The following is a 26,937-nucleotide window of genomic DNA, read 5'->3' on the forward strand; positions in this document are numbered from 1 at the left end:
TTAAAAACAGTACATTTGTAATCATATGAGGCAGTTGGTACTTTTTATCATGTTATGCACAGGCCTTGTGCAATTTACATCCGCCCAGGTTGGCACTTCGGTTTACGATACCCACCAATATAAAAAAGGGATCTATAAAACTTTCCAGGAATTCAGGGCAAACACGCCTTCTATTACCGGCACCATTACGGTAAAAAACAGGACCCCTGCAGCACAGGTTTACCTCTTGTCGGCACCTAACGAGTTGAATCTGGTAGACTCCTCCGGGAAAGAACAGAAAGTGAAAAAATACTGGGGTTATTCAGACGGTACTTCTATTTACATAAAAGACAATGGCCTGAATAAGCTGGAAGAGATCGGATACTATTGCCTGTATCGCATTCATGCCATTACCTCTGCCGCTCCCAACAGGGCCACAGGTGGTATGGTGTTCGAGAACACGCCTCCTCCCACGGCCGACAAAAGGGTACTGAACCTGGCAACAGGCGATGTATATGACCTGACGCTGTTCAATATGCGCAGGTATATCCTCCCTCAGGACACTGCCTTACTAAGGGAATTCAACGAAGACAAGCAGAACAAGAACAGATTGGTCTATTATATCCAGAAGTTTAACCAGCGCAACACGCCCTCCTGGTAATATGAATATCCGGCATTTTATTTCAAAAGTCCTGTCCATGACGGGACTTTTTTTATACCTTCCGGCTCAGCAGGTATAGTATTTGTTTGTTTAACCAGATTAGCATACATACCCTAAAGTGTTTTATTTCAGTAAATTACTGTATAAGTAACCTTATTTCATAGTGACAGATCCATCTACAAAGGAAGAAATACATCATGGTCGTCCCTGGTGGCGATGGTTATTGTGGGGACTTGTTGTCATCCTGATACTGCCTGTAATGGTCGTATTACTCTTGCAACTGGCCCCTGTGCAGGACTATATTCGCCGGCAGGGAGAGCAGTATCTGCAAAACAAACTCCATACAAAAGTGCGTATCGGGCATCTCCGTATGCGGGGATGGCGATATCTGGAACTGAAAAATGTATATGTTGCCGATAAAGCATCAAAGACTTTGCTGTTTTCAGGTTCATTAAAAGTGCGGTACAATTTGTTGGCTTTTATCAACAATGAGTTGCGCGTTAATGGTTTGGAATGGGATTCTGTACTCGTCAATGTTTACCGCAACCAGGGGGATAGCACCTATAATTATCAGTTCATCCTGGATGCTTTCGTGTCAAAAAAGACTGAACCAGATACCCTATCTGAAGAGACAGGCACTTCACTTCAGTACCGTATTAAAGATGTAAGCCTCCGGCAGGTAAGGCTCCGCTTCGCGGATGCAGAAGGTGGAATGACCGCCATTGTGCATTTTCGTGAATTGCATATTGACCCGGACGACCTGTTGCTGGATCAGGGCCTATATGCCTTTCGGGGTATTGAACTGAATGGCTTAAAGGGTTTATATACACAGGGTTACCGTCCTAAAGCACTGACCAACGCCGCCCCTCCGCCCACACCGGCCGATACCGCCAGTACCCCGTTCCACCTGTTGTTGAAAAAACTGCACATTAAAAACAGCGCCTTCTTATATGCAGATGAGGCCAGTGGCCTGTCCACCGTTTGGCGCATCAGTGACTTCCGCTTGCTGAACTCAAGCATTGATCTGGATTCTACCCTGGTACAGATAGGCGATCTGAAGATCGGCAAAACAGCGGGCGTGTTTACCTTATCGTCTCCTAAAGATACTTCCTCACCAGTGCCTACGGACAGTCTTCCTAACACCTGGAAAGTGCTGGCCACCAAAGCAGAACTGGAACACCTGGATTTCAAATTTGACAACAATGCGGCGCCTCCGCCAAGAGGAGCGGGGAATGATCCGGATTATAATCATCTCCTGCTGTACAATCTCAATACTTCCATTTCCAATATTATTTACAAGCCCGACACCATTAGCGCAGTGCTTAAGAAACTGGAAACCAAAGAGAAATCCGGTTTTGCTGTGCATGAGGCCCGTTTCAATGTGTTATTCACACCCCAATCGCTGGCTTTGCAGAACATGCTCATTGAAACCAATAAGAGCCTGCTCAGGAAACAGATTGCCGTAACAGTGCCTTCATGGTCGTCGCTCTCTGAGAAGAATATGGATCTGTTACAGCTCCGCGCTAATATCGACTCTTCCCATATCTCCCTTGGCGAATGGTTGCCTTTTGTGCCGGATTCACGTAAGAACCCGGCAATGAAACCGCTGTGGGATAAGGAGATAGATGTAACAGCGGTATTGAAGGGCAGCCTGGGTAAACTGATCATAGAAACATTACGTATAGCAGATAACGTTGGAAACCGGATTCATACAAGTGGGGATATAGAACATGCAACAGATGCCAACCGCTTCTTTGCAAATCTGCCTTCTGTATATATTCAGTCGGGCAATAAACAATTAAGGTCCTGGCTACCGGCAGGTACCCTGCCGGATACGCCCCGCTTACCGGAACAGCTGCTTATTACAGGCAAGGTGCTTGGCGGCATGCAGGACCTGAAAACACAGCTGCAGCTTACAAGTAGCTCGGCCAACGCACAATTGTCTGCGCACCTGGTGAATATCATGGACAGCGTCCGCGCCCGTTATGATGTAGCACTGGCTTCTTTCAAAATACATCCGGGTATCCTGCTGTACGATACAAGCATGGGCTGGATCAGTGGACGGGCATCCGCTTCCGGACAAGGTTATACGTTTCCGGGTATGATAGCGCGGGCATCTGTTAACCTGGATGCGGCTACTTACAATCGTTATACCTATCATGATATAGCCATAAACGGCAATATAGACAAACGGCAGTTACAAGCACAGGGTCAAAGTAATGACACAAGTATCACCCTGGCCTTTGATGTCAATGCCTTATTAAATGATACGAGTGTACAGTCACTACAGGCATCCCTGCAAATGGACAAGGCAGACCTGTATACCACCAATTGGTACAGCGCCCCGCTGATACTCAAGGGAAACCTGACAGCTGACTTCAGCAGCCTCGCGCCGCAGCGCCTTGTGGGCAATGCTTTTTTTCATAATTGGCAGATCGCTACAAACGGACAGGTATTTCCACTGGATACCATTGCGCTCATTGCCAAATATGAGGACCAGCAATACCTGGCACTGGAAGGCCCCTTTGGATTTATACATGCCAATGGCAACATCGACTATACGAAAATAGGTGGCGCTTTCGGGCAGTTGATCAATAAACCACTCCAACCTTACGATAGCGCCAGGCTTGTGCAGCTACCTGCCGGACAAACGCTGGCGTGGAATGCCTCCTTAACCTGGCCCCGTAGTTTGAGGAATATGGCGCCCGGACTCCGGATGGAATATCCATTGCTTATTGACGGACGTTTGAATACTGATAGTAGTCTCCTGGTGATGAACGCCAATCTGCTCAAGCTGGCTTATGACTCATTGCTCGTTGACAGCGTAAAACTTGCTGCACGGATACAGGATACTTCACTCAATGCAACGGTGGACCTTGCAAGATTGTATCATAAGATTGCACCACTGAACCATACACAATTAAAAGCCAATGCGGTGGGCGGTAAGCTGGAATGGGACCTCTTGCTGGATGATATCAGACGCAGACCAAAATATAAAGCCGGAGGCTATGTTACTTTCCTGCCGGCCAATGCCATGGAACTATCTCTGAAAACAGACCTCCTGCTCAATAAGCAACAATGGAAAGTGGACGACAATAACCGCATCCACCTGATCAATGGCCATCCGGATACGGCTCAACTGATGCTTTCCTATCAAAACCAGTCCATACAGGTGCAGACACTACGGGATAGTGGCCAGGGCAAACTGCCTCCATTGAAGGCCACTATTAAAGACTTCAAATTATCTACTATTACGGCATTACTTTCATCCGATACTTTACTGGCCAACGGGATACTGAATGCAGAAGCCCAGGTCAGTAACCTTGACAATGCTCCCCTGATAAAGAGCACTTTAAAAATAGATTCCCTCGTTTTCAGAGGCACCCCGGTCGGCACGCTGGATGCAAATGTGGCAACCCCTCAGGCCAACCAATATAAACTTAGCGCTAATCTAAGCGGCAACCAGAACGATGTGAAAGTGGAGGGTACTTATGATAGTACTATCAATGCAAAGGTCGATATCAACAATATCAACATGGCATCGCTCGAGGCTTTTACATTCGGGAACGTAACACGTATGCATGGTAGTGCAGATGGACAGTTCAGCATTACCGGCACTACAGATAAGCCTAAGGTGCTGGGCACACTGCATTTCAACGATGCCGGTGGTACCGTTACGTCTGTAGGTGCCCGCCTGCGTTTGCCGGATGAAACCATCACCATGGACGAGAGGGGTGTTGCATTTAACCAGTTCGTGGTTGCCGACAGTCTTGACAATGAACTGGTGGTGGATGGCCGTATCAATACGCCCGATTTCAGCCAGTACAATTTCAATCTCAATATCAATTCAGACAACTTTATGATACTGGGCGAACAGCAGGATCCCAAGCAGTTATACTATGGTCCCGCGTTTATAGACACCCGTATCAGGGTACGTGGCAATCTTGATCTGCCCAGAGTAGATGCCAGTCTGAAACTCAGGGATAAATCCAAAATTACGGTTACCCTACCTTCTGAGGAACCCGGCGTTGCCAACAGGGAAGGTGTGATCGTGTTTGTTGACAAGTCAAATCCTGTGGATTCCAGTTTATTTAAAACGGTAGATAGCCTCCGTTTCCAAAACCCACGTTTGAAAGGCATCAACTTTTCCGGTAACGCGGAAATTACACCGGAGTCAATTATCAAGATCATCATTGATCCTGTGAATGGCGATTTTGTAGAGGCGCAGGGAACAGCGAATATCAATGCCACCCTGGATGCCAGCAGTAAGATGACCCTCACCGGACGTTATGAGATCAGTGAGGGAAAATATGAAATGTCCCTGAACCAGCTGATCAAACGCTCTTTCAGTATAGAAAAGGGGAGTACCATTACTTTCAGCGGCGATGCGATGGACGCAGACCTGAATATTACAGCGCGGTATACAGTCAATGCAGCAGCGGCAGACCTGGTACAAGACCAGCTGACTAACATGTCTCAAACCGATAGGAACAGGTATCGACAAAAATTACCTTTCTACGTATACCTCCGTATTAAGGGCGCCATGATGAAACCGGAGATCTCTTTCGAGCTGGACATGCCGGAAGCAGAACAGAATGCTTTTAATGGAAGTGTGTACAATCGCCTGAAACAGATCAACCAGATCCCTTCCGAACTGAACAAACAGGTAATGGGACTGCTGGTACTCAACAGTTTCATTCCCGACGATCCTTTAGCGAGCGATGGTGGCGGCAGTGGCGATTTTGGCGTGCGGAATATGGCGCGACAGAGTGTAAGCAAGATCCTCTCGCAGCAGTTGAATAACCTGGCGGGCAATCTTATTAAAGGAATAGACCTGAACTTCGACGTTGAATCAAGGGAAGATTATTCCACCGGTAACGCACAGGAAACCACCAATCTGAAAGTAGGCGCCTCAAAGAAACTGTTCAACGAAAGGCTCTCCGTATCTGTAGGCTCCAACGTAATGTTGCAGGGAGAGAACCAGGCAAACCCTTCTTCCCTGGTAGGTGATATTTCGATAGAATATAAACTGACAAAGGATGGCCGTTACCGGGTAAGGGTGTATCAGCGAAACGATAACAGTACTGTTATTGAAGGCCAGGTAGTGGAAACAGGTGTGGCTTTTGCGCTTATTATGGACTACGACGAATTCCGCGAAATATTCCACCGTGTCAAATCACAGGAGAAAAAGAAAAAACTCCGCAATAAGAAAACTGTCAGCAACAAAACAAAATGATCAGAAGCAACCAGTATATATCATTCACTGTTATTACAGCGCTTTTTGCCCTGTGCATAAGTGCCTGCAGTACCACGAAAACTGTTCCTGAAAACGACCGCTTGTATACTGGGGCCAAGATAAAATGGGAGGGAAAGAAACCCAGGGACTATGGTACGCTCTCCGTCGGCATGGAGAGCAGGATCAGGCCTAACCGTAACCGGAGATTTGCCGGCATGCCTATCCGGCTTTGGTTATACAATCTTGGCAAAGAGCCGAAAGGAAAGGGACTGAACTATCTGTTAAGGCGTAAATGGGGCGAACCGCCAGTGTTGCTGAGCAGCGCCAAGCCAGATTATACAGCTGATGTGCTGGAGCAGTACCTGGTAGACAATGGATTTTTCCAGGCCGATGTTGTATCTGCAGTGAATAACAAAGGAAAGAAAAAAGCCTCCATTACTTACACTGCTACCCCTAACCACAGGTACCGTATAAAAAGTGTTACCTATGAAACGGACAGCAGCGAACTTGGTAAGGCCATTGCTGCAGCACAAAAGGGCAGTTCCCTTAAACTCAGGCGGCCATTCCGTTTAGACAGTGTAGTGGCAGAACGTCAGCGGGTACATAACATTTTAAAGGAACAAGGCTATTATTACTTTACACCGGACCACCTGCTTGTGGAAGTAGACAGCACCAACAATGGCATGGTAGACCTTTTCCTGAAAATGAAAGATGAAACCCCCTTAGCGGCACGTAAGCAATACAGGATGAAGAATATCACCCTGTATCCGAATTACTCGCTGGATAACGATTCCATCTCCCGCAGAGGTAAGCCCGATACATTCCAGCATGTCAGGATCGTCGATTCCACTCATAAATTCAGGCCCAGCGTACTTGCACGTTCCGTGTTCCTGAAACCGGATAGCTTGTATACACTCAGTGCTCACAATACCACCCTGCACAGGCTGACAGACCTTGGTACCTTCAAATTTGTAAAGGGGCAATTCCGGCCGGCCAGAGGAGATAGTTCAAAATTAAACGCCAGTTTTTTCCTGACGCCCTATCCGCGGAGAAGTTTATCGGCCGAGTTAAGAGGAACTTCGAAATCCAATAACTTTGTCGGTTCTGAAGTACGGATCACCTCCCGCAACCGGAACTGGTTGCATGCAGCCAACCTGTTTGAGATCACATTGTCGGGTGGCGTGGAATGGCAGGTAGGAGGAACGCAGACGGCCAATAATACCACTTTAAAAGGAGGCAACTCCTACAACTTCAAAGCGGAAGCTGCTGTTACCATTCCCAAGTTCTGGCAGCCGTTGTTCAATTTCAATGTGCGAACCCCTTATGTGCCACGTACGCGCATCAGCCTGAGTTATGAACTGTTCAGCCGCAGTCAGTTATACAACCTGAACGCATATTCTTTCCAGTTCCAGTATATCTGGCGTCAGACTCAGTACCTGGAACACAAATGGTCGCCCATCGCCATCACATACGTATTGCCTACCAGTACTACGCCCGGCTACGACAGTATTCTGCGGAATGATCCCAGTCAAAGGGCGGCTATTGAAAAGCAGTTCATCCTGGGAGGAAACTACAATATCACCTACAACAACCAGGCAGATAACAGGGAACATAGCTTTTACCTGAGTGGAGATCTGGACTATTCCGGCAACCTGGCAGGGATCGTTATACCTAAAAAAGATAGTGCAAGAACGCTGTTCGGCGCTCCCTTCGCGCAGTATATACGGCTAACCGGAGATGTAAGGCATTATTGGAAGCTGACACGTAAGCTGACATGGGTAAACCGTTTATATGCCGGTTTTGGTATCCCTTACGGCAATTCCACTACCTTACCATTTGTAAAACAATACTTTATAGGTGGTAGCAGCAGCCTTCGCGGCTTCCGCGCCAGAACACTGGGCCCGGGAAGATATAAAGATACCACCAGCCGCTTCCTGGCTAACGAGGCGGGTGATATCAGGCTGGAATATAACTCTGAAATACGGGCACGTCTTACGGGTATCTTTAATGCGGCCGTTTTCCTGGATGCAGGTAATATCTGGCTGAAGCAGGACGTACCCTCCAAACCAGGCAGTAAGTTCAAAACCAGTACATTCGGGAGTCAGATTGCAGTGGACGCAGGTGTTGGTTTACGTATAGACGCATCTATTATCGTAGTAAGACTTGACCTGGCGTTCCCGCTACGTAAGCCGTGGCTACCGTCAAATGAAAGGTGGGTGGTAAAAGACATTAATTTTGGCGATCCGGACTGGCGCAGGGAGAATCTTATATTAAATATAGCGATTGGATATCCTTTCTGATTTTTTTACCTTGGGCCGGCGAAACCCCGCCCTATAAAAACCAGACCTATGATAACAAGAAACTATAATCCCCTGTTGCTGGTGCTGCTCTGCAGCCTGATTTGCTTTTCGTCCTGCAGCAGGAAGATCACTGAAAACGGCAAGGCATCTTACTATGCTGATAAGTTTGAAGGCCGCAAAACCGCCAGTGGAGAAACTTACAGGAAGAACGGATTAACAGCGGCACACCGTACATTGCCCTTCGGTACCAAGGTAAAGGTCTTAAATATCTCCAATGGCAAGTCCGTCACAGTAAGGATCAATGACCGTGGTCCTTTTTCACAGGGAAGGGTGATCGACCTTTCCAAAAAGGCAGCCAAACGGATCGGTATGCTGACAACCGGGGTAGCCGTGGTGGAAATAAAGTATAAGAAGAAGAAAAAATAACCTGATTATCAGATAAAAAGAAAGGCGTCCACTAAATCGGGACGCCTTTTACATATAAATTATCTGCCCTCATGCATGTATGCCTTCACCGATTTCCTCTACCATCTTGGTACAAAACGCAGGCAGGTCATTGGGATTACGGCTTGTCACCAATCCGTTGTCCACAACTACCTCCTGATCAACCCAATTAGCACCGGCATTGGTCAGATCTGTTTTTAAAGAAGGATAGGAGGTAACTGTCCTTCCCTTTAGTTCACCTGTTTCTATCAATGTCCAGGGGCCGTGGCAGATGGCCGCAATGGGTTTACTATCGTCAAAGAAACCGGAAACGAAATTCACTGCCTCCTGGCTTTCGCGCAGGTGATCAGGATTCATTACCCCACCCGGAAGTACCAGGGCGTCATAGTCTTTAGCATTGGCCTCACTCACTACCTTATCCACCGGATATGTTTTGCCCCAGTCCTTTTCGGCCCATGCCTTTACTTCCCCATCATGCAATGATATCACGTCTACATTCGCGCCGGCATTTTGCAAGGCTTCCAGTGGTTTTGTAAATTCAACTTCTTCAAAACCATCGGCCACCAATATGGCCACTTTCTTATTACTGAGCTTGTTTTCCATAATCTTTATGGTTTTTGGTATTATGTTGTTAGGATTACTATCTATCCGTAACAAAAACAATTCCTAAGGTCTAAACGCCATATTACGGCCATGATATAAGACATCTTTCCTTGATATTCAATTTATCTTTTGTACATTTTTTTACTCATAGTTACACGGACAATACTCATTTATCTCACATTTATATGGTATTTGCCCTATTTTTTTTGGAATTATTATGGTTGTATTGTTATTTGCAGCGCAATCAGTTTTACCATATTCTCATGGAAAAAAACATTACTTGCTAGAAGCGTCAGAGAATGCATGTTTTTAATCCGAGGTCTGCTGCGATGGCAATAGATGATAATATTAGTGAGAGAAAGCTGAATAATTGTTATATATCCAATCTCTATTAATTCCCTTTTCTGTAAAGTAATTTTTGCCCCGTAAGCATTACGGAGTCGATTTTATATAACCTGTTGTTGACCACAACATTATTGAACATGTCTTCCATATCCTAGTCTTAAATAGCCAATCTGCTGCCGGTGATACTCTTCGCCGGCAGTCCTTCTTTATTTATTACCTTCTGCCGCTGTATTTAAAGCTCCGTTCTGCTGCAATAATGTGTATATGTAACTGGCTCTCAGTTACTGACCGTTGATGTTATACAATGGGTCGTGACTATTCATAGATACTATAACCACAAATGACCAATAGAAGAGCCGCTATTACAAAAGTTAGTGTGCGCATAGATCATAAATTCACCAGTTATTGAAAAGCATTTCTAATTTTACCTATATAAACTGATGGCAGCATAATAATGCATAATGTACCGCGTAAGCTGGCGGGTAAGTGGAGCATTCGCCCTCCGGGGACAATTATTATGTGAGCAGTTGCAGGTGGCTATCAATACAAGATAGTTGCTGCCTGTTAATTCCTCGTTACGCCAATTTTAAGTTAATTTTAAAATAGGTTAGCATATAAATCCAGCGCACAATGGTTAAGCCGAATCGCATATTGCCCATACAGGATGTATTAGAGACACTCAATCCTTTCAAAGTCAGGAAGCAACGCCTGATGAACTACAATCCGGCAACTGGACCAATAACGCGGAAGCAGACTGTATGTGAGAAAATAACCATCTTCAATTATCGTCATGATCATTTTGAAGAGGAGACGGTAAAGGGCGGGAGTACAGAACCCATCTTCAAACACCTTGATAGTAAAAACACTGTGTGGATAAATGTGGATGGGATCAACAGAGAAACCGTACACGATATTTGTATGCGCCTGAACATCCATATTCTGCTGGAGGATGACATTATGAGCGTGGGCCAGCGAGCAAAAATGGATGAGATAGGAGAGCACCTGTTCTGCCTTTTACCAATGATGTATTTCAACCAGGATACCTGTACGATAGAGCAGGAACAGGTAAGCATTGTGCTGGGAAAGAATTTTGTTATTTCCTTCCAGGAAGATGCGGAACGGGATGTGTTCAATCATATAAGAGACAAACTGAGGATCAATAATTCCCGGATACGGGGGGCCGGCGCTGACTATCTCTGCTATTCCCTGCTGGATGTCATTGTAGATAGTTACTATAGTATCATTGAAAAGTTAGGGGAGCGGATAGAACTGATGGAAGATGCTGTACAGCACCAGGCAAACACCCGTGCGCAGGCCAGGATCAACCTGTTGAGAAGGGAGCTCTTACTGTTCAAAAGGGCGATTGCGCCGGTACGGGAACTGGTGAATGGATTCCTCAAAAGTGATAGTGAGTTACTGGAAGAGCGAACCACAAAATATTTCAAGGATGTGCACGACCACATCATCCAGGCGAATGACCTCGCTGAAAACTACCGTGATGTAATATTAACAGTGCAGGATCTGTATCATACCCAGATCAATCTCAAAATGAATGAGATCATGAAAGTACTGGCAGTGGTAACGACCCTGATGGCGCCGCTGACTTTCATAGCAGGTATCTATGGCATGAACTTCGACAATATGCCGGAGCTACATACACAGAATGGCTATTATTTTACCATGCTATTCATGTTGATCATGCTGATTGCAATGATCATCTTCTTTAAAAAGAAGAAATGGTTCTGATCATTTCTTCTTATAGATAGGTACGGTGGAACAAGGCTCTCCGTACATGAGGCTTTTCACTACGGGTGTCAGTAAACGGGTAATTTCGACATAGGCCGCTTCTCCTGCGCCCTGATCGCCACATCCTTTGATAACCACACGTTTATCAAGGTATTCATTAACATCGATAGCAGCGATGTTCTTTATAAATTGTACCTGGTGTATATGCTTTTTATCACCAAAGGCAGCAAAATGCGCTACGGGTGAGAGGTAAGTCATTACCAGCATATATGCCCAGAAGGGTATAACAGCATCCGCGGTGCAGATAATTCCCACATTTTTATTGCGGTATTGTTCCCAATCGAGTGACTGGAGTGCAGCTCTGAAATCTTTCTCCTTGAGTATCAGTTCCATGAAGAGATACTGCTTCAGATCAAATTCAACAATCTCTTCTTTTGGATAATAATCTTCCAGGTCCAGGGTGATCAACCCGCTCTGCGCTACCTTATTTACTATCTCTTCCATAAGCCGGTCTTTTTTACTATGCAAAGGTACTAAAAGTATCTATGGGATAGCCGGTTTACGGATTGGGTGCAGGGATTCCGATGTACGTGGAAATGAAAGGAGGTAAAACAAAAACGCCCGGGGTATAAGCCCGGGCGTTTTGATATCAGTTATTTGAAGATTCTTATTCCTTAAAAGAATTTGCTACGGTTATCTTCGATCTTGCTCAGTTTCTTCAGCACTGAGAACAGCTGCTGGTCTAAAGCAGAAAGCAGGCTCTGTTCATAAACACGGCTTACGCTTTTTGGATCCTGAGGCTGACCGGAAGGTTGATAAGCATTTACTTTAAGCACATATACACCAGCGTTACCTTCTATAGGAGCAGATACTTTTGCAGTACCCCAGCTCTTATTGAATGCAGCACCTACTACACGTGGTTCAAAACCAAGGCTGGCAACAAACGGAGTTCCGAAAGAAATATTATCTGCGGTCTGTAGCGGCTGGTTTGTTGATTTCTGTACAGCATCGAGAGAAGCAGTTGACTGGATCTTCTCAATGATCTGGGCAGCTTTTTTGTTCTTTCTTACTTCAGCTTCTACGGCAGGTCTTACATCTTCCAGGGCCGCGGTACCTTCTTCACGCACTGCTGTCAGTACAGCCACTACATAATTATTATCAAAGGTAAATACGTTGCTCACGTCACCTTTTTTAGCATCGTATGCCCAACGAACCAGTTCGCGTGCCTGACCGATACCAGGGATTGTGTGATCCATGGGACGGAGGTTGTCAGCGATACGTTTGTTCAGACCATTCTGCTGGATAGTTTTCTCAAATGTTTTCCAGTCGCGGTTCTTTGCAGCAAATTCATTTGCTTCGGCATATGCTTTACTATCAGTTTCGCGGCTTGGCGCTACCGGTTTAGCGAGGTAAGCAATTTTAACTGCCTGACCGATGTTTTTCTGATCCAAGATTTCAATCAGGTGGTAACCTGCCAGTGTTTTCACAACACCGATGGTTCCTTTACTTTTTTCCAGCGCGAAATCTTTGAATTCTTTCAGGAAGTCTGTAGAAGGAGTTACGTCGTACTCGCCACCGGTTGGTTTGCTTCTTACGTCGTCGGTATACTGTTCAACCAGCGCTTTAAAATCTGCACCGCCTCTTACAGCTCTTTCGATACTATCGATACGGGCTTTAGCAATTGAATCAGGTAAACCACCACCTTGCTGGTTCTGGGTAGCTATTAATATATGACGTACTTTAACACTGTCTGGTAATAACTTACGATCGATCATTTTTGCAAACACGATCAGGTTATTATCATAATATGGTCCGAACACTGCTCCGGTTGGTAAACTTAACAATGTATCTTTCTGCGGAACCATCAATGCACTCTTAGCAACATAGCTATCATAGAAAGGCAGGTCAGAGTTGCGGTTGATGAAAGCGGCAACATCAGCATTGCTGATAGTGTCCAGTTCCTGCTTTGCTTCCAACAGCACTTTCAGTGCCGCAGTAGTATCAGCTGCAGAAGGTATTACATTGAAAGATATATAATCTACTTTGCGGGACTCTTCTGTTTTGAACAGTTCTTTATGATTATTAATATAACTATTCAGTTCGCTGTCTGACAACTTAATAGTGGAGTCAGCGATAGTGGCGTAAGGAACTGACACATAAGAGATAGATGCCAGCTGTCCGTTATCCTGGATCTGCTTTTCAGCTAACCATTTTGGATAATACACCGCCTGTTTGATCAGGGAAAGATATTTTTCAGAAATCCTGGACTGAGCAATGTAATCTTCCAGTTGTAACAGACCAGCACGCATCTGGCCGGTTTTATCCTGGCTGATGCTGGCGAGTACCTGCTGCATACGGGCGCGATCAAACTGTCCTGTCTTTTCGTCAGTAAACTGTTGGGTAACGATCGGGCTGGGATTTTTGCCAGTGAACTGATCTTTGATTTCTTCGTCAGTTACAGCCAGACCGAGTTTTTTATACTGGGCATCCATGATCTGTTTGCTCAGGAACTGGTTCCAGGCAGATTCGCGTGCCTGTTCAGTAAGCTGGTCGTTCAGGACATTATTACCCTGACGCATCCGGTCTTCAGTAGTTTTGATCATCTGCTGATAGTCGGAGAATTCTAGTTCTTCACCATTTACTTTACCTACAGTCGTGGAACGGCGAATAAGTGAGTTTTTGCCGAAAAAGGCATCTTGCAACAGGAAGCTGACAATAGCCAGGCAGATCACTACTACGATCACCACGGCATATTTATCCCTGATCTTCTGAATAACTGACATATATTATATAGTCTAAATTTTTTAAGGAAAGCAAAAATAGAATAAAATAACTGTAACTACAAAACAGATTTTGTTGCCTCAAACCCAATACAGGAAAGGATTTCGGCCAATTTAGCAGGAAATAGATTTAAGTCTTCATTCACAGGTTATCCACATTTGTCATGATTTTTGTACCAGGTTGTATGTTCGACCCGGGGATTTTTCAATATGGCTATGGGCCATTATTTCAGGATTTTTGCCTTCTTAAAAATGTTTGCCTGTTTATTCACATTTCACAGAAGGCAATTTCTTCGTTCACATTTAAATGTGTACAAAGAATGATGTAAAGCTAAAAAAGCGTTCTTAACCTGATATAACTTTTTAGTTGTAGTTTATCCACATTGACTGTTAAAAAAGCGGTAGAAACTGTCCAATATCTTGGTAAAAACCTCCGTTCAGGTACCTGAAAACTAATTTTGTTATTTCCGGGGAAAAAGGTCCGGGGTTCAGAAAGTGTTTTTTGGGGATTGTTAGCCACAACTGTCCACATGTTTTCAATAGGTTGACGGCAAAAAAAATATTCACGGTAAACGATATCCACGGGTGTGGATGAAAGTAGGTTTTTCCAGTACTATGGCCGATCTTCATTGTTAATTTCCTGTGGATAGCCAACTCAAAAAGAATAACAACTACATTTGTACATCATGGTCAAAATTAGTTTTCACATATTCACAGCCCTAATAGTAGTGGGTTTTTTCTTTTTAAATAATAAACTATATATATAATTATGATGAGGGAGCTGGAAATTGCAAAAAGCGAACTGCAAAAAAAAGGGTACCTGGATTTGCCGGTCGACGTACGCCTGGATCTCTTTGCAGAAATCGAACGGTTAAAGAAGGAAAAGAATGCGATCGTCCTGGCGCACTATTACCAGGAACCTGACATCCAGGATGTAGCCGACTACATCGGTGACAGTCTGGGCTTAAGTCAGCAGGCTGCCAAAACAGATGCGGACATTATTGTTTTTGCCGGTGTCCATTTTATGGCGGAGACGGCCAAGATCCTCAGCCCGCAGAAAAAAGTTTTGCTGCCGGACCTGAAAGCGGGATGCTCCCTGGCTGATAGCGCCCCTCCGGAGTTATTCAGAAAATTCAAAGAAAAGCACCCCGACCACCTGGTTATTTCCTACATAAATTGTTCCGCAGGTATCAAAGCCCTTAGCGATATCATCTGCACGTCGTCTAATGCCGAAAAGATCATCGAAAGCGTCCCCAAGGACCAGCCGATCATTTTTGCCCCCGACAGGAATTTAGGGGCTTATTTGGCCAAAAAAACGGGTAGGGACATGTTACTGTGGAACGGCGCATGTATGGTACATGAGATCTTCTCCCTGGAAAAGATCACAAAATTGAAGATCCGTCACCCGAAAGCCAAGGTCATAGCCCATCCGGAATGTGAAGCGGCTGTACTGGAGATAGCAGATTACATCGGATCCACTACCGGGTTATTGAAGTTCTCCCAGAAAGATGACGCACAGGAGTATATTGTTGTGACCGAAACCGGTATTCTCCATCAGATGCAGAAAGAAAATCCGGGCAAAACTTTCATTCCCGCGCCACCCAATAATGCATGCGCATGTAATGATTGTCCCCACATGAAGTTAAATACGCTTGAAAAGTTGTACCTGTGCATGGAATATGAACAGCCAGAGATCACGATGAACGAACAGTTGAGGATCGCTGCGAAGAAACCTATTGAGCGAATGTTAGAGATCAGTGCACAGTACGGTTTGTAGATAATTTATTGATAATTACGTAGTTATGAATTATTAGCGATGTAATTAAGTCAAAAAAGGCCCGGTTGGAACGTCAACCGGGCCTTTTTTATGCTTTTAAGTGGCTTATAGTTGCGATGAAAATCAGCAGGACGGGGGATAGCCGGGACGATCTGAATATAAAGCACCTCCCATTTGAATTGCTTATAGCTGCGATAAAATAAAATTTTCTGTAGGGGGCTACGGGAGTTTTTCAATTATGCGAATTATAAAGCCTTCGTTTTGGAAGCGCTTATAGCTGCAATGAAAATGGGGATACGTGGATTGGTCAGTTATATTTTGTTCTCAGCGTTTTAAAACGAAGGCCTTATGGATGCAATGTGGCCTGTTAACCCGTAGGGTCCCACAGGAAATGACAGTTTGTTAGGTTTATAAGGCTTTCGTTTTTGAAGGCTTTATGCCTGCGATGGAAATGACGGTTCGATAGAGTGGTTAGATATATTTTATTCTTAGCGCTTTAAAATGAAAGCCTTATAGACACGATGTTTCCTGCAGTTCCGTAGGTACCTACGAAAAATACCAATGATTAAAACTATAAGGCCTTCATTTTTGAAGGCCTTATAGTTTTAATGAAAATGTGGATCTACCAAACTGCTTAAATATATTTTTTCTGCGGACCAGGATGAAAGCCTTATGCTTGCGATGGACACCACATTCCTGTGGGGGCCCACATAAAATAGGTGTCTGCAGAAAATATAAGGGCTTCGAAAATGAGAGCCTTATAAATGCGATGAAACTTTCTATACCGGTTATTGCACAGGATAGCGAATTGTGCCAGCCTTTCTTTGCGCTTAATTTAATGCCTTGTCTACCAGGAAATTATTTCAGATCAGGAAAGCCCGCCGTGACAGAAAATAACACTTCCGTTAATGTAGTTGTTTGACAAGACTCCCACAATTGCGTCGGCTATTTCTTCAGCTGTACCTACTCTTCCAACTGCTATCTGTTCCGAGAATTGTTCAAAGGTGGCGCGCTTTTCAGCGTCGTTCAGGAAATTCCACCAGGGGGTGTCAATTACACCTGGAGAGATAGCGTTGATACGAACTGGTTTAAGATCTTTCGCCAGGATAGGCACCATTAGTTCAAGTGCTCCGTTGATGGCGGCTAATCCGGCAGTACCCGGGAGGCGGGCAATCGTGGATGATGCAGTCAATATCGTAATGCTGCCATTTTTCTTTAAAAAGGGGAGGGCGGCCTGAATTGTGTGCAGGTAGGGCCAGAATTTTTTCTCAAAACCCTCTTTCAGATCATCCAGTGAAAGTTCCTGGAACTGTCCGCCGCCTTTTGCGCCACTGAGGGTCAACACCAGGTGATCGAACAAACCATATGATGAAAAGAAGTTTACGAGTTGGGTTTTGTCGGTGCTGTCTACAGCATGGGAATTTAATGCCGGGGTAGATGCACGAAGCGCTGCTAGTTTTTTCTGATCACGGCCTGTTACTATTACGTCCCCATTTAGTTCCAGAATTTTTTTTGCGGTGGCCAATCCTATGCCTGAGGTGCCGCCGGCAACAACTACTTTTTGATTGTTCAGATGCTTTGTCATGGTTTGTTTGTTTAACGGCACAAAGTTCCAAAGCCGGTGTCTGGGAGAATTGTTTGAAGTATGCAGATCATTGGCCAAATACTGCAGCTCCGTTTTTGGTTTCCTGCAGGCGATATTTAAGAGGAGTGAGGCCTGTTGATTTCTTAAAAAAGCGGCTGAAGGCGGCCGGATCGCTAAAATTCAACTGGTATGCAATTTCCGCAGCGGAGAGCGAGGTAGATCTTAACAGCACTTTTGCTTCCTGGGCCAGCATCTCGCTGATGGCATCTGAGGCTGTTCGACTGCTGATGTTTTTTACTATCCTGTTTAGGTGATTTGGGGTAACGTGGAGTAGTGCTGCATAGTCGGCCACTTGTCTGAGTGACAGGAAATGTTCACTCACAAGTTTATGAAACCGGGTAACCAGGTATGAGCTGGTGCCTGGATCTGAAAGAGGAACTGAGAGGTGCTGCCTTTCATAGCTTCGTCTGGCTGTTAGCAACATTAGATACAGGTACATTTTGATGGCAGTTTCTCTTCCAGAGTTAAGTTGGTGCAATTCCTCGTTTATTTTCAGGAGCAGGGAGGTCAATTCGTCTATTTCTACCTGATTACAATTGAAGATCTGTTGCCCGGTATAGTTAAGAAATGGGAATTCCGCTCCCAAGTGGTGTTGGGACAGCAGGTTCTGGAGGAAATTTTCCTCGAATAACAGGTAATACCCGAATATATCCGGGCTAACGTTTGACTTGGCATGTATTTGTCCTGGAATCGAAAAGTTGAGGGCACAAGCGCTTACTTTAAAATGTTCCAGGCCTAGTTGCACCTGGAGAGAGCCCTGGGTGAGTATTCCAAATCTGTAGAAACCGGATTTTGCAGGGCCATAATCGGGTATCATTCCATCAGTGGAATAGATTTCAAAACCTGTCAGCCTTTTGTTTGTTGGTAGTTGATCGTAACCAAATGAAGAAGTTCGGGTCTTGTCTCTATGGAGCGTTGCGTGCTGAGAAGAGAGTTGGTGGGTTGGAATATTGCCGGGTTGCTTCATGCTTTAAAAATACGAATGATCCATTATTTATTCATTGCTGGGAGGATCATTCGTATTCAGTTTTTAATGTACTTCTTCTACCCATATAAAATCAGCTTCTGTTTTACGGAGGGAGAGATTATAGCCGGCTACCATAATAGAGATTGGATCTCCGAGAGGAGCAATCTTTTCAACTTTCACCGTTTCACCGGGTACGCATCCCATTTCCATCAACTTGATGTGCAAATCATCTTTCTCAAAAGATGTGATAATAGCACTTTTACCTATTGCAAGCGAAGACAATTTAATCACTCCTTTTTTCATCCCTTGTAATTTAATCTTTAATGCCTGGTGCTTTTCCTCAAACTTAGCAGGTGATAAATTGTATACTTACTAAGGTCGATGTTTGATGAAGCAAAGGTACAGGGTGAGGCTCAATCGAACAAAGACAGATGAGGGCTAAACCGAAATTTCACTATATTTTTACATTCTCAATTACTTATAAATATAGAGCAAGGATATGGCTATTAATTTTACCCCTCATGAAGTGAAGATAAATCTTAAGAACAGGACAGTGCTGAAGACCTTTATTAAAAATTTATTTGTCCGGGAAGGGCAGGGGCTTAAGAATTTGCAATATGTCTTCTGCTCTGATGAGTACCTGTTACAGATTAACCAGGAATTTTTACAACATGACACGCTTACTGATATCGTAACGTTTGAACTAGGGGAGGATCCGGCTATTACAGAAGGAGAGATTTATATTAGCGTGGACAGAGTAAAAGAAAATGCCCAGAAGTTCAAGGTTACAGAGGAGCATGAATTACACAGAGTGATTTTTCATGGCGCTTTGCACTTATGTGGCTTTAAGGACAAAACTAAAGATCAGTCGGCCTTGATGAGGCAAAAGGAAAATGAATATCTTGAACTTTACTTTGGAACGAATTAGCAATGTTCCACGTGGAACATTCTTGACACCCCGGATTATAAGTCCGGGTTTTTTTATTCTCGGAGCTAATCCTGTTTTGATTTTTTGTGATTATTGGACTGGTTTTAGGGAAAGGTTTCCAACAAATCTACCGATGTGGTTGTCGGATAGGATGCTCTCCATATACTGGCGTTTTTTAATGATTATTTTAATGCTTGTGCAGCTGGTTGGAGGACTGCCTGCTTTTTTATTGGTTCTTCGCTGACACGATTGATCATAATAAAATCTTGCCCTTAATTCATCCCGGTCATCAAGTTCCCTCCTTTTTAACCATACTCTTTAAATCCACCATCACATTGTCACCAAATAAAGGAGGCTGTGCCTGCCTCAGAAAATGATCCTGTTCATACTTCGGGACTGGCATTGTACCTATGTTATCTTTGCTGTTACTTTTTTATAACCCATAGCCAAGCCATATATAACCCATATATAACCCATATCTCTAGAAATATGGGTTATATATGGGTCATATATGGCTTATATATGGGTTATATATGGGTTATCTCTGGAAATACGCTATGGTTGAGGCTTTGCCAGGGTGTATTAAATACTTGTATATGTAGTGGTCTATACGAGAGTATATTTTATACCAGGTATAAATGTTATGCCTGTTTATTTCGAAAATCCTTGTTAGAAAGCACATGAGATACACGGGTACAAAAAGTACCCTAGGTAGGTTTAATTGTTTCGGTTGTCGAAGATCCCCGGAAGATAAGCGCAGAATCCAGGGATATATAGGGACGTCCCAGTTACCTGCTTGTTGGGAATGTTGCTCACTATCTCAATGCAAGTTGGGAACCTGCGAATGGAAGTTATTTTCCTTTAGTAGAGGATAAGATCCGGAGATAGTAGACTTAAAACAAATGAAACGAGTGACACGATTATGATTGGCTTTAGTATCCTGTGGCCAGGAGGATGGTATTCGTCTGTTTTAGAAAGTTGAAGGGGATGCGAGGTGGGTGTTCGAGAACGTATGTGGGTATCCGCGGAAAGTCAAAAATGTAATGTAAAGCATTTCCCTGCCGGTCTACAGCTGGCACCGAACTTACGCAGGGCGCCACCTTCATAACGAAAATTACCTGGCAGTTTCGTACGGCTCCGAACTTCATTAGGAGCGGCCTGTGGTACTATTCATAACTTTTTGGGAGGTAAAAAATCGCAACTTGTGACTAATACTTATCCGGGCTAGTAATTGGGACCACACAGCGTTATGAACATAGGTCTTGGCGTATTTAACCCAAAGACCGACATCGCTTTCTCAAGCTTTTTTATTGATATTGCCGTTCACACACTCATAGAAGTTATGGAACCATACCTGGAAACGTTATGCACTCTATGAAGTGTACCATTGGCGGAATTAGCAGGAGTAGCCAGACCAAAGCCGGACGTAGCGGTAGTGGTATCCCCGAGACAGACCGTAACTGCGCCGATCGGCTTACCTGGAACAGTTGCTACTAAGCCAGTTTCTGGTGTATACACCAGTTGTGTTTTGTTGTGTCCACTTACTCTTCCATAATGGAAGCATTGCTCGTGAGTAATAGGGTTGTTACACAATAATTAACTTACCCCAGAAATATTATTTGGTTCGGTGCGCTTGCTAATCTTGTTATTCAAAAGAAGGGTAGAGCAGCCTCGTGACATAATACTGCGCCACTGATATATACCTTTGTCCCGCTTAGTATAATTGGCAAATGTATATTGATATCCTCCGGCACAAGGTGAAGTGTTCCACATGGAACATTCTTCAAGATGTTCCACGTGGAACATCATATATCCTTCCTTCTATGTACTTTTGCATTTCTATTTAAACAAGATTATGTTTCCATCTTACGATGTTATTGTGGTAGGCGCCGGACATGCCGGTTGCGAAGCGGCGGCAGCTGCTGCGAATATGGGATCCAAAGTTTTACTGGTGACCATGAACATGCAAACTATAGCTCAGATGAGTTGTAACCCGGCAATGGGAGGTATAGCCAAAGGTCAGATAGTAAGAGAAATTGATGCTTTAGGTGGATATTCGGGGATAGTTACAGATCAGTCAATGATACAATTCCGCATGCTGAACCGTTCCAAAGGACCAGCTATGTGGAGCCCCCGTACCCAAAATGATCGCATGCTGTTTGCTGCCAAATGGAGAGAAGCTTTAGAGCAAACGCCTAATGTAGATTTTTACCAGGACATGGTAAAAGGACTATTGGTAAAAAACGGTGTTTGTTATGGTGTGGTGACAGGGCTGGGACATGAAATAAAAGCAAAGTCAGTTGTTTTAACTAACGGAACTTTCCTCAACGGGGTAATGCATATTGGCGACAAGCAATTTGGTGGCGGAAGAGTTGCGGAAAAAGCTGCGACTGGAATCACCGAGCAACTTGTTTCCCTGGGCTTCGAAAGCGACCGTTTGAAAACAGGAACACCTCCAAGGATAGACGCAAGAAGTTTGGACTATTCCAAAATGGAAGAACAACCAGGTGATGAAGTGATCACCGGATTCTCTTTTTTAGATATCGAAAAGATCAAACCAGAGCAGCAAAGAAGTTGCCATATCACTTACACCAGCGATAAGGTACATGACATGCTGAAGACTGGTTTTGACAGATCGCCCATGTTTCAGGGAAGGATCCAGGGGGTAGGTCCGAGATACTGTCCAAGTATTGAAGATAAGATCAACCGTTTTGCAGAAAGAGACAGACATCAATTGTTCGTGGAGCCGGAAGGTTGGAACACCGTAGAAATTTATGTGAACGGTTTTTCTACTTCTCTTCCTGAAGATGTTCAGTATAAAGCATTGCAGTTAGTACCAGGATTTGAAAACGTAAAAATGTTCCGTCCGGGTTATGCTATCGAGTACGATTATTTTCCACCAACCCAGTTGCAGTTCTCCCTGGAAACTAAACAAATCCAGAACTTATTTTTTGCAGGGCAGATCAATGGAACAACTGGTTACGAAGAGGCAGCTTGCCAGGGATTGATGGCAGGTATAAATGCCCATCTGAAAGCAAGTGGTCAGGCACCATTCGTGTTGAAGAGGAGTGAAGCATATATCGGAGTACTGATCGATGATCTGATCAACAAGGGAACTGATGAACCTTATCGAATGTTTACCTCGAGAGCAGAATTCAGAACATTGTTGAGACAGGATAATGCCGACCTCCGCCTGACTGAAAAAAGTTTTGAGATGGGATTGGCTGGACAAAACAGGTTGGACAAAGTGGTATTGAAGAAAGAAGGAGTGGAGAAGATAAAAAGTATTCTAAAAGAATTGCCGATTGATCCGGAAGAAATAAATCACCTGCTCGCAGAGAAAAATTCATCACCACTTCCTCAAAGGATGCGCGCTTATCAGATTTTGTTAAGACCTTCTCTCGATATTTTTTCTATGAGGAACGGAGTGGCAAAAATAGAAAAAGCACTTGCCGGATTTACTGACGAAACTTTAGAACAGGCAGAGATACAGATCAAGTACGAAGTATACATTGAAAAGGAAATTGATCTGGTGAAAAGAATGAGCCAGATGGAAGACCTGATTATTCCGGATAGCTTTGATTATACAAAACTTGTTTCATTAAGCGCAGAAGCCAGACAGAAATTTAATAAAATTCGTCCGCGTACATTGGGACAGGCAAGCAGAATTAGTGGAGTGAATCCAAGTGATGTGCAGATCCTGATGGTGTACATGGGTAGATAAAAAAATTATTGAACTGAAATAAAAATACATGCTTTTCGACGGGGCATGTATTTTTTTTGTCTATATTCGTTTATCGACCAAAATTCCTGAGGACCCTGAAAGAAGAGATGAAAGCTGAACCTATGACACGATTGAAATAATAATAATTTTCATCCACGAAGAATTTCTAACGAAGCAGGTTGAAATTTATTTATAGCCAACTCTACTAATGAGCATTTAGTTTGTGCTATGAATTTATTCACCACCCGGATTTCCTGGAAAATTTACAAACAACTATTTCATGATCTAACTATACGGATAAATGCACATTGCAGTCCAATGTAATGTGACATTGCTCCAATTATATTTATTCATTTCATTTATGGAATGAATAACGATTAAAGTTAAGGTTAAATTAGAAGTATATAGTACCCGGTCCGTTTCTTCGGACTGGGCTTTTTTATCCCAAAAATACTAATTAACTGATAATCAAATATTTATCTATTTTTTTAAGTGAGCTCATTATCTCCTTAAATTTGGACGATCGTGCAATGGTTAATATGATTGCCTCAAAATGGGGTATGTTTAAGAATAAGGGCTCTAAAATGCTTTTTTCTACTTTATGTCATATTTAGTAATTTGTCTAACCTAAAAAGTCCTAGTATATGCTCAATACCTTACTCGCCGGCACGATTTTGTTATCCTCTTCTCTGTTACCAGCACAAACTGATACAACAATGGAAAAGTATTTACTGATAGGTACTTATACAAAAAGTGCGGAAGAGGGAATTAATGTATACGCATTCAATACAAGTACAGGAACACTACGTTATGTGAGCACTACCAAAAATGTAGAGAACCCATCTTACCTGGTTATTGCACCCGATAAAAAACATGTGTATTCAGTAAATGAAAATAATGACGGCGGAGTAAGTGCTTTTGCGTGGGACACAACAAGTGGAGAGCTGACTTTTTTAAACAAACAGTCTTCAGGTGGTGCGGCACCTTGTTACATCACTACCGATGAGGATGGCAAATATGTTATCGTAGGAAATTATGGTGGAGGAAGTTTATCCATACTGCCTGTTCGTGCTGATGGAAAAATTGATGCGCCGGTACAGACCATCGAACATACCGGAACAGGACCGAACAAGGAAAGACAGGAAAAACCACATGTGCATTGTACCGTATTTGGTCCCGATCATAAATCACTGTATGTGTCGGACCTTGGCATAGACCAGGTAGTGATCTACTCTTACAGGCAGGGCGATGTCTTACCTCTCGTACCGGCAGATACCGGGTATGCCTTGCTGCCACCCGGATCTGGTCCAAGGCATATTACTTTTCATCCCAACGGGAAATGGGCATACCTCATTCACGAACTGGATGGAAAAGTGACTGCCTTTAATTATGTAAGAGGAAGACTGATTCCATTCCAGACTATATCGACATTACCTGCTACCTATAAAGGCCCTGTGTCTGGTGCAGACATTCATGTTTCTCCGGATGGAAAATTTTTATATGCCTCCAACAGAGATAAGTTGAACAACATTGTTATCTACAGCATAGATCGTAAAAACGGACAGCTGGTGAAGAAAGGTGAACAGGCATCAGGAGGAAAAGCGCCGCGCAACTTTATGATGGACCCCGACGGTAACTTTTTGTTAGTGGCAAATCAGAACACCGATAATGTTGTCGTGTTTAAAAGAAATAAAACGAACGGTTTATTAAAACCTACTGGCCAGGAAATTAAAGTTCCGAAACCGGTATGTTTAAAAATGATCGGCACCAATTAATGATCGGCAATTTTATTGTACGTCTGATTGGCATAACTTTTTCAGAATAACGCTAAAAGAATAACTATGAAAAAGAAAGTGGAAAAACCGACAGATAAAAAATCCGAATTGAACGAAGATGAAAAATTTCCTGGTTACCCTGCCTATCCCGCAAATGAGGATATTACTTACAGAGGCGAACAGGAAGATCTTGATGTGGAAAAAGTAACCAGGTCTTCCCGCATCAATAATGAATTAGCAAGAGAGTCGTCTGATAATGTAGCCGGCCAGGATGAAGGTGAAGATGGCCTTGATGTTCCGGGAGCAGATCTTGATGATGAGAACGAACGGATCGGAGAGGAAGACGAAGAAAATAATTACTACAGTCTGGGTGGTGACAGACATGAAGATCTTGAAGAAGACAATGAAGATATGGAACAGGATTACGAAGATCGATGAATTATTGATCTTTTTGTTTACAACAAAGGAGTGAACAATCTGCATACAGCATCAATGAACCTTTCCCCGATAGAGCGGTTTTTCCACAAACGTCTTTCTATGTGAACAGAATCCTGTAAATCCTGTTCAAAGGCGGAGTTTAACTTATGCACAAACTGTTTGTCGTAAACGACTACTGCAATTTCACTGTTCAGATAAAAACTCCGGTAATCCAGATTAACAGAACCAACAATTGCGAGGTTGTCATCTATCGCAATTGACTTGGCATGTATAAAACCCTTTTGATAGAAATAAACTTTTACACCCGCATCAAGCATCGACTTGATGTAAGATTGTGCTGCATGTTGCACAAAAAAAGAATCTCCGCGGAATGGTAAGATCAGCTGTACAGTTTTTCCCGCAAGTGCGGCCATCTGCAAAGCTGTTAATATCTGTTCATTGGGTATAAAGTATGGATTACTGATACGGATGGAACGTCTTGCCAGGTTAATAGCCATCAGAATAGTCTGCATCGCCATGGGGAATTCGGAATCAGGTCCACTGGCTACAATATCTGCAAAACAATTCTCACGGAGATCGGAACGGTGAAAGTAAGGCGGGCCGAAAGGGAAAGTATTTTTACTACAATAACGATAACTCATCATGAATTGCAGTTGGAGTAAATTGACAACATCGCCTTCCAGCTTCAGATGAGTGTCTCTCCAGAATACAGCATTTTCTGCAGTGTTCAGATAACGTGCATCCATATTGATACCCCCGGTGAATCCTACTTCTCCGTCTATGATAATAATCTTCCTGTGATTACGGTAATTAGCATTGAGATAAAAATTGATCAGCACCGGTGAAAATGAAAATACTTCAGCACCATGTTCTTCCAGCAGATCAGGAATATCTCCGATGTCATCACTTCCCAGGTCGTCATATATGAACCGGACTTCTACTCCTTCTTTTAACTTCTCCACCAGGATATTGGCTACTTCATTACCTACATTATCTGCAGCGAAAATGTAGTACTCAATATGTATGTGATGTTTGGCTGCTCTTAATGCTTCCATGACTGCCGGAAATTTTTCCTCTCCGTTCAGTAATAGCTGTACGCGATTGTTGCGGGAAAGTACAGAGTGCCGGGTATTCAGCAACATGGCAGATATTTCCTGTTTGTTTGATACCAGGTGTCTGAGCTGGACCTGCAAATGTTCTATCTCTTTCCGCTGGGATTCCCAGTAACGCAACATTAGTGTTTCATCTTTACTTCCCTTGAGCGTGAAACGGCGTTTCTTACGTAGGTCTCTCCCCAGATAGTAATATACTACTAGTCCCAGTATGGGAACGAAGATCAACAACATAATGTAAGCCATTGCCTTAACCGGATTGCGGTTTTCCAGCAAGATAGTACCCACTATTCCTATAAAAGAAAGTGAGATGAGCACATAACCAGTGATTTTCAGTGCTATATGCCAGTCAGTACCCCAGAGGAAATATAATATCTGATACACGCAATTGCTTTCTAAAGAATTATGCCAATAAAGTTAATGGTAATATTTTTAGAATAAATTATCCCCATCAATCGTTCTTAACATAAATTATCA

Annotated in this window: 18 protein-coding genes; 10 read left to right on the forward strand and 8 right to left on the reverse strand. The window is 43.6% G+C overall.

The features are described from left to right. The first annotated feature begins 67 nt into the window (after positions 1-67). The 4 genes from MYF79_RS03665 (at position 68) to MYF79_RS03680 (ending at position 8,602) form a co-directional block, all read left to right on the forward strand. Positions 68-640: a hypothetical protein gene (locus tag MYF79_RS03665; RefSeq protein ID WP_247812607.1), complete on the forward strand. Its 573-nt coding sequence runs from the start codon at positions 68-70 to the stop codon at positions 638-640. Between the two features lie 163 nt (positions 641-803). After that, positions 804-5,876 (forward strand): translocation/assembly module TamB domain-containing protein, encoded by a 5,073-nt coding sequence (locus MYF79_RS03670; RefSeq protein WP_247812608.1) that lies wholly within the window; start codon positions 804-806, stop codon positions 5,874-5,876. Next, a complete protein-coding gene (locus MYF79_RS03675; protein ID WP_247812609.1) occupies positions 5,873-8,176 on the forward strand; it encodes a BamA/TamA family outer membrane protein in 2,304 nt (767 codons plus the stop codon). The genes MYF79_RS03670 and MYF79_RS03675 overlap by 4 nt, the downstream gene beginning before the upstream one ends. A 48-nt stretch (positions 8,177-8,224) precedes the next feature. Beyond that, the gene (locus MYF79_RS03680; protein ID WP_247812610.1) at positions 8,225-8,602 is read left to right on the forward strand and encodes a septal ring lytic transglycosylase RlpA family protein; all 378 of its coding nucleotides are present in this window, start codon (positions 8,225-8,227) and stop codon (positions 8,600-8,602) included. A gap of 69 nt (positions 8,603-8,671) precedes the next feature. Here the strand turns inward: MYF79_RS03680 and MYF79_RS03685 are convergent, their stop codons facing one another. Then, positions 8,672-9,223: a type 1 glutamine amidotransferase domain-containing protein gene (locus tag MYF79_RS03685; RefSeq protein WP_199654390.1), complete on the reverse strand. Its 552-nt coding sequence runs from the start codon at positions 9,221-9,223 to the stop codon at positions 8,672-8,674. A gap of 975 nt (positions 9,224-10,198) precedes the next feature. On the opposite strand from MYF79_RS03685, the gene corA reads away from it, so the two are divergent. Then, a complete protein-coding gene (gene corA / locus MYF79_RS03690) occupies positions 10,199-11,314 on the forward strand; it encodes a magnesium/cobalt transporter CorA (RefSeq protein WP_247812611.1) in 1,116 nt (371 codons plus the stop codon). On the opposite strand, the gene MYF79_RS03695 is transcribed toward corA, so the two are convergent. Continuing rightward, entirely contained in the window at positions 11,315-11,818 is a 504-nt protein-coding gene (locus MYF79_RS03695; protein WP_247812612.1) for a DUF2480 family protein, read from the reverse strand. 170 nt (positions 11,819-11,988) lie between these two features. Next, positions 11,989-14,097, reverse strand: a complete 2,109-nt coding sequence (locus MYF79_RS03700; RefSeq protein ID WP_247812613.1) for a peptidylprolyl isomerase — start codon at positions 14,095-14,097, stop codon at positions 11,989-11,991. Between the two features lie 769 nt (positions 14,098-14,866). On the opposite strand from MYF79_RS03700, the gene nadA reads away from it, so the two are divergent. Beyond that, positions 14,867-15,871, forward strand: a complete 1,005-nt coding sequence (nadA, locus tag MYF79_RS03705; protein WP_199655052.1) for a quinolinate synthase NadA — start codon at positions 14,867-14,869, stop codon at positions 15,869-15,871. Positions 15,872-16,739: 868 nt separating this feature from the next. Here nadA and MYF79_RS03710 read toward each other — a convergent pair. From MYF79_RS03710 to MYF79_RS03720, 3 genes are all read right to left on the reverse strand, one after another. Continuing rightward, a complete protein-coding gene (locus tag MYF79_RS03710; RefSeq protein WP_247812615.1) occupies positions 16,740-17,456 on the reverse strand; it encodes an SDR family oxidoreductase in 717 nt (238 codons plus the stop codon). Positions 17,457-17,523: 67 nt separating this feature from the next. Beyond that, the gene (locus tag MYF79_RS03715; protein WP_247812616.1) at positions 17,524-18,483 is read right to left on the reverse strand and encodes a helix-turn-helix domain-containing protein; all 960 of its coding nucleotides are present in this window, start codon (positions 18,481-18,483) and stop codon (positions 17,524-17,526) included. Positions 18,484-18,546: 63 nt separating this feature from the next. Beyond that, positions 18,547-18,786 (reverse strand): ferrous iron transport protein A, encoded by a 240-nt coding sequence (locus MYF79_RS03720; RefSeq protein WP_199654397.1) that lies wholly within the window; start codon positions 18,784-18,786, stop codon positions 18,547-18,549. 196 nt (positions 18,787-18,982) lie between these two features. Here MYF79_RS03720 and ybeY point away from each other — a divergent pair, with 196 nt between their 5' ends. Further along, positions 18,983-19,411 (forward strand): rRNA maturation RNase YbeY, encoded by a 429-nt coding sequence (gene ybeY, locus MYF79_RS03725; protein WP_247812617.1) that lies wholly within the window; start codon positions 18,983-18,985, stop codon positions 19,409-19,411. Positions 19,412-20,734: 1,323 nt separating this feature from the next. Here the strand turns inward: ybeY and MYF79_RS03730 are convergent. Then, positions 20,735-20,929, reverse strand: a complete 195-nt coding sequence (locus tag MYF79_RS03730) for a hypothetical protein (RefSeq protein ID WP_247812618.1) — start codon at positions 20,927-20,929, stop codon at positions 20,735-20,737. Positions 20,930-21,266: 337 nt separating this feature from the next. On the opposite strand from MYF79_RS03730, the gene mnmG reads away from it, so the two are divergent. From mnmG to MYF79_RS03745, 3 genes are all read left to right on the forward strand, one after another. Beyond that, on the forward strand, positions 21,267-23,135 hold the full coding sequence (gene mnmG, locus MYF79_RS03735) for a tRNA uridine-5-carboxymethylaminomethyl(34) synthesis enzyme MnmG (protein ID WP_247812619.1): 1,869 nt from the start codon (positions 21,267-21,269) through the stop codon (positions 23,133-23,135). Positions 23,136-23,851: 716 nt separating this feature from the next. Continuing rightward, positions 23,852-24,910, forward strand: a complete 1,059-nt coding sequence (locus tag MYF79_RS03740) for a lactonase family protein (RefSeq protein WP_247812620.1) — start codon at positions 23,852-23,854, stop codon at positions 24,908-24,910. Positions 24,911-24,976: 66 nt separating this feature from the next. Further along, on the forward strand, positions 24,977-25,348 hold the full coding sequence (locus MYF79_RS03745; protein WP_247812621.1) for a hypothetical protein: 372 nt from the start codon (positions 24,977-24,979) through the stop codon (positions 25,346-25,348). 17 nt (positions 25,349-25,365) lie between these two features. Here MYF79_RS03745 and cls read toward each other — a convergent pair whose 3' ends face one another. Next, positions 25,366-26,844, reverse strand: a complete 1,479-nt coding sequence (gene cls / locus MYF79_RS03750) for a cardiolipin synthase (protein ID WP_247812622.1) — start codon at positions 26,842-26,844, stop codon at positions 25,366-25,368. Positions 26,845-26,937: the final 93 nt, after the last annotated feature.

It is taken from the genome of Chitinophaga filiformis (genome assembly GCF_023100805.1).
Classification (GTDB): domain Bacteria; phylum Bacteroidota; class Bacteroidia; order Chitinophagales; family Chitinophagaceae; genus Chitinophaga; species Chitinophaga filiformis_B.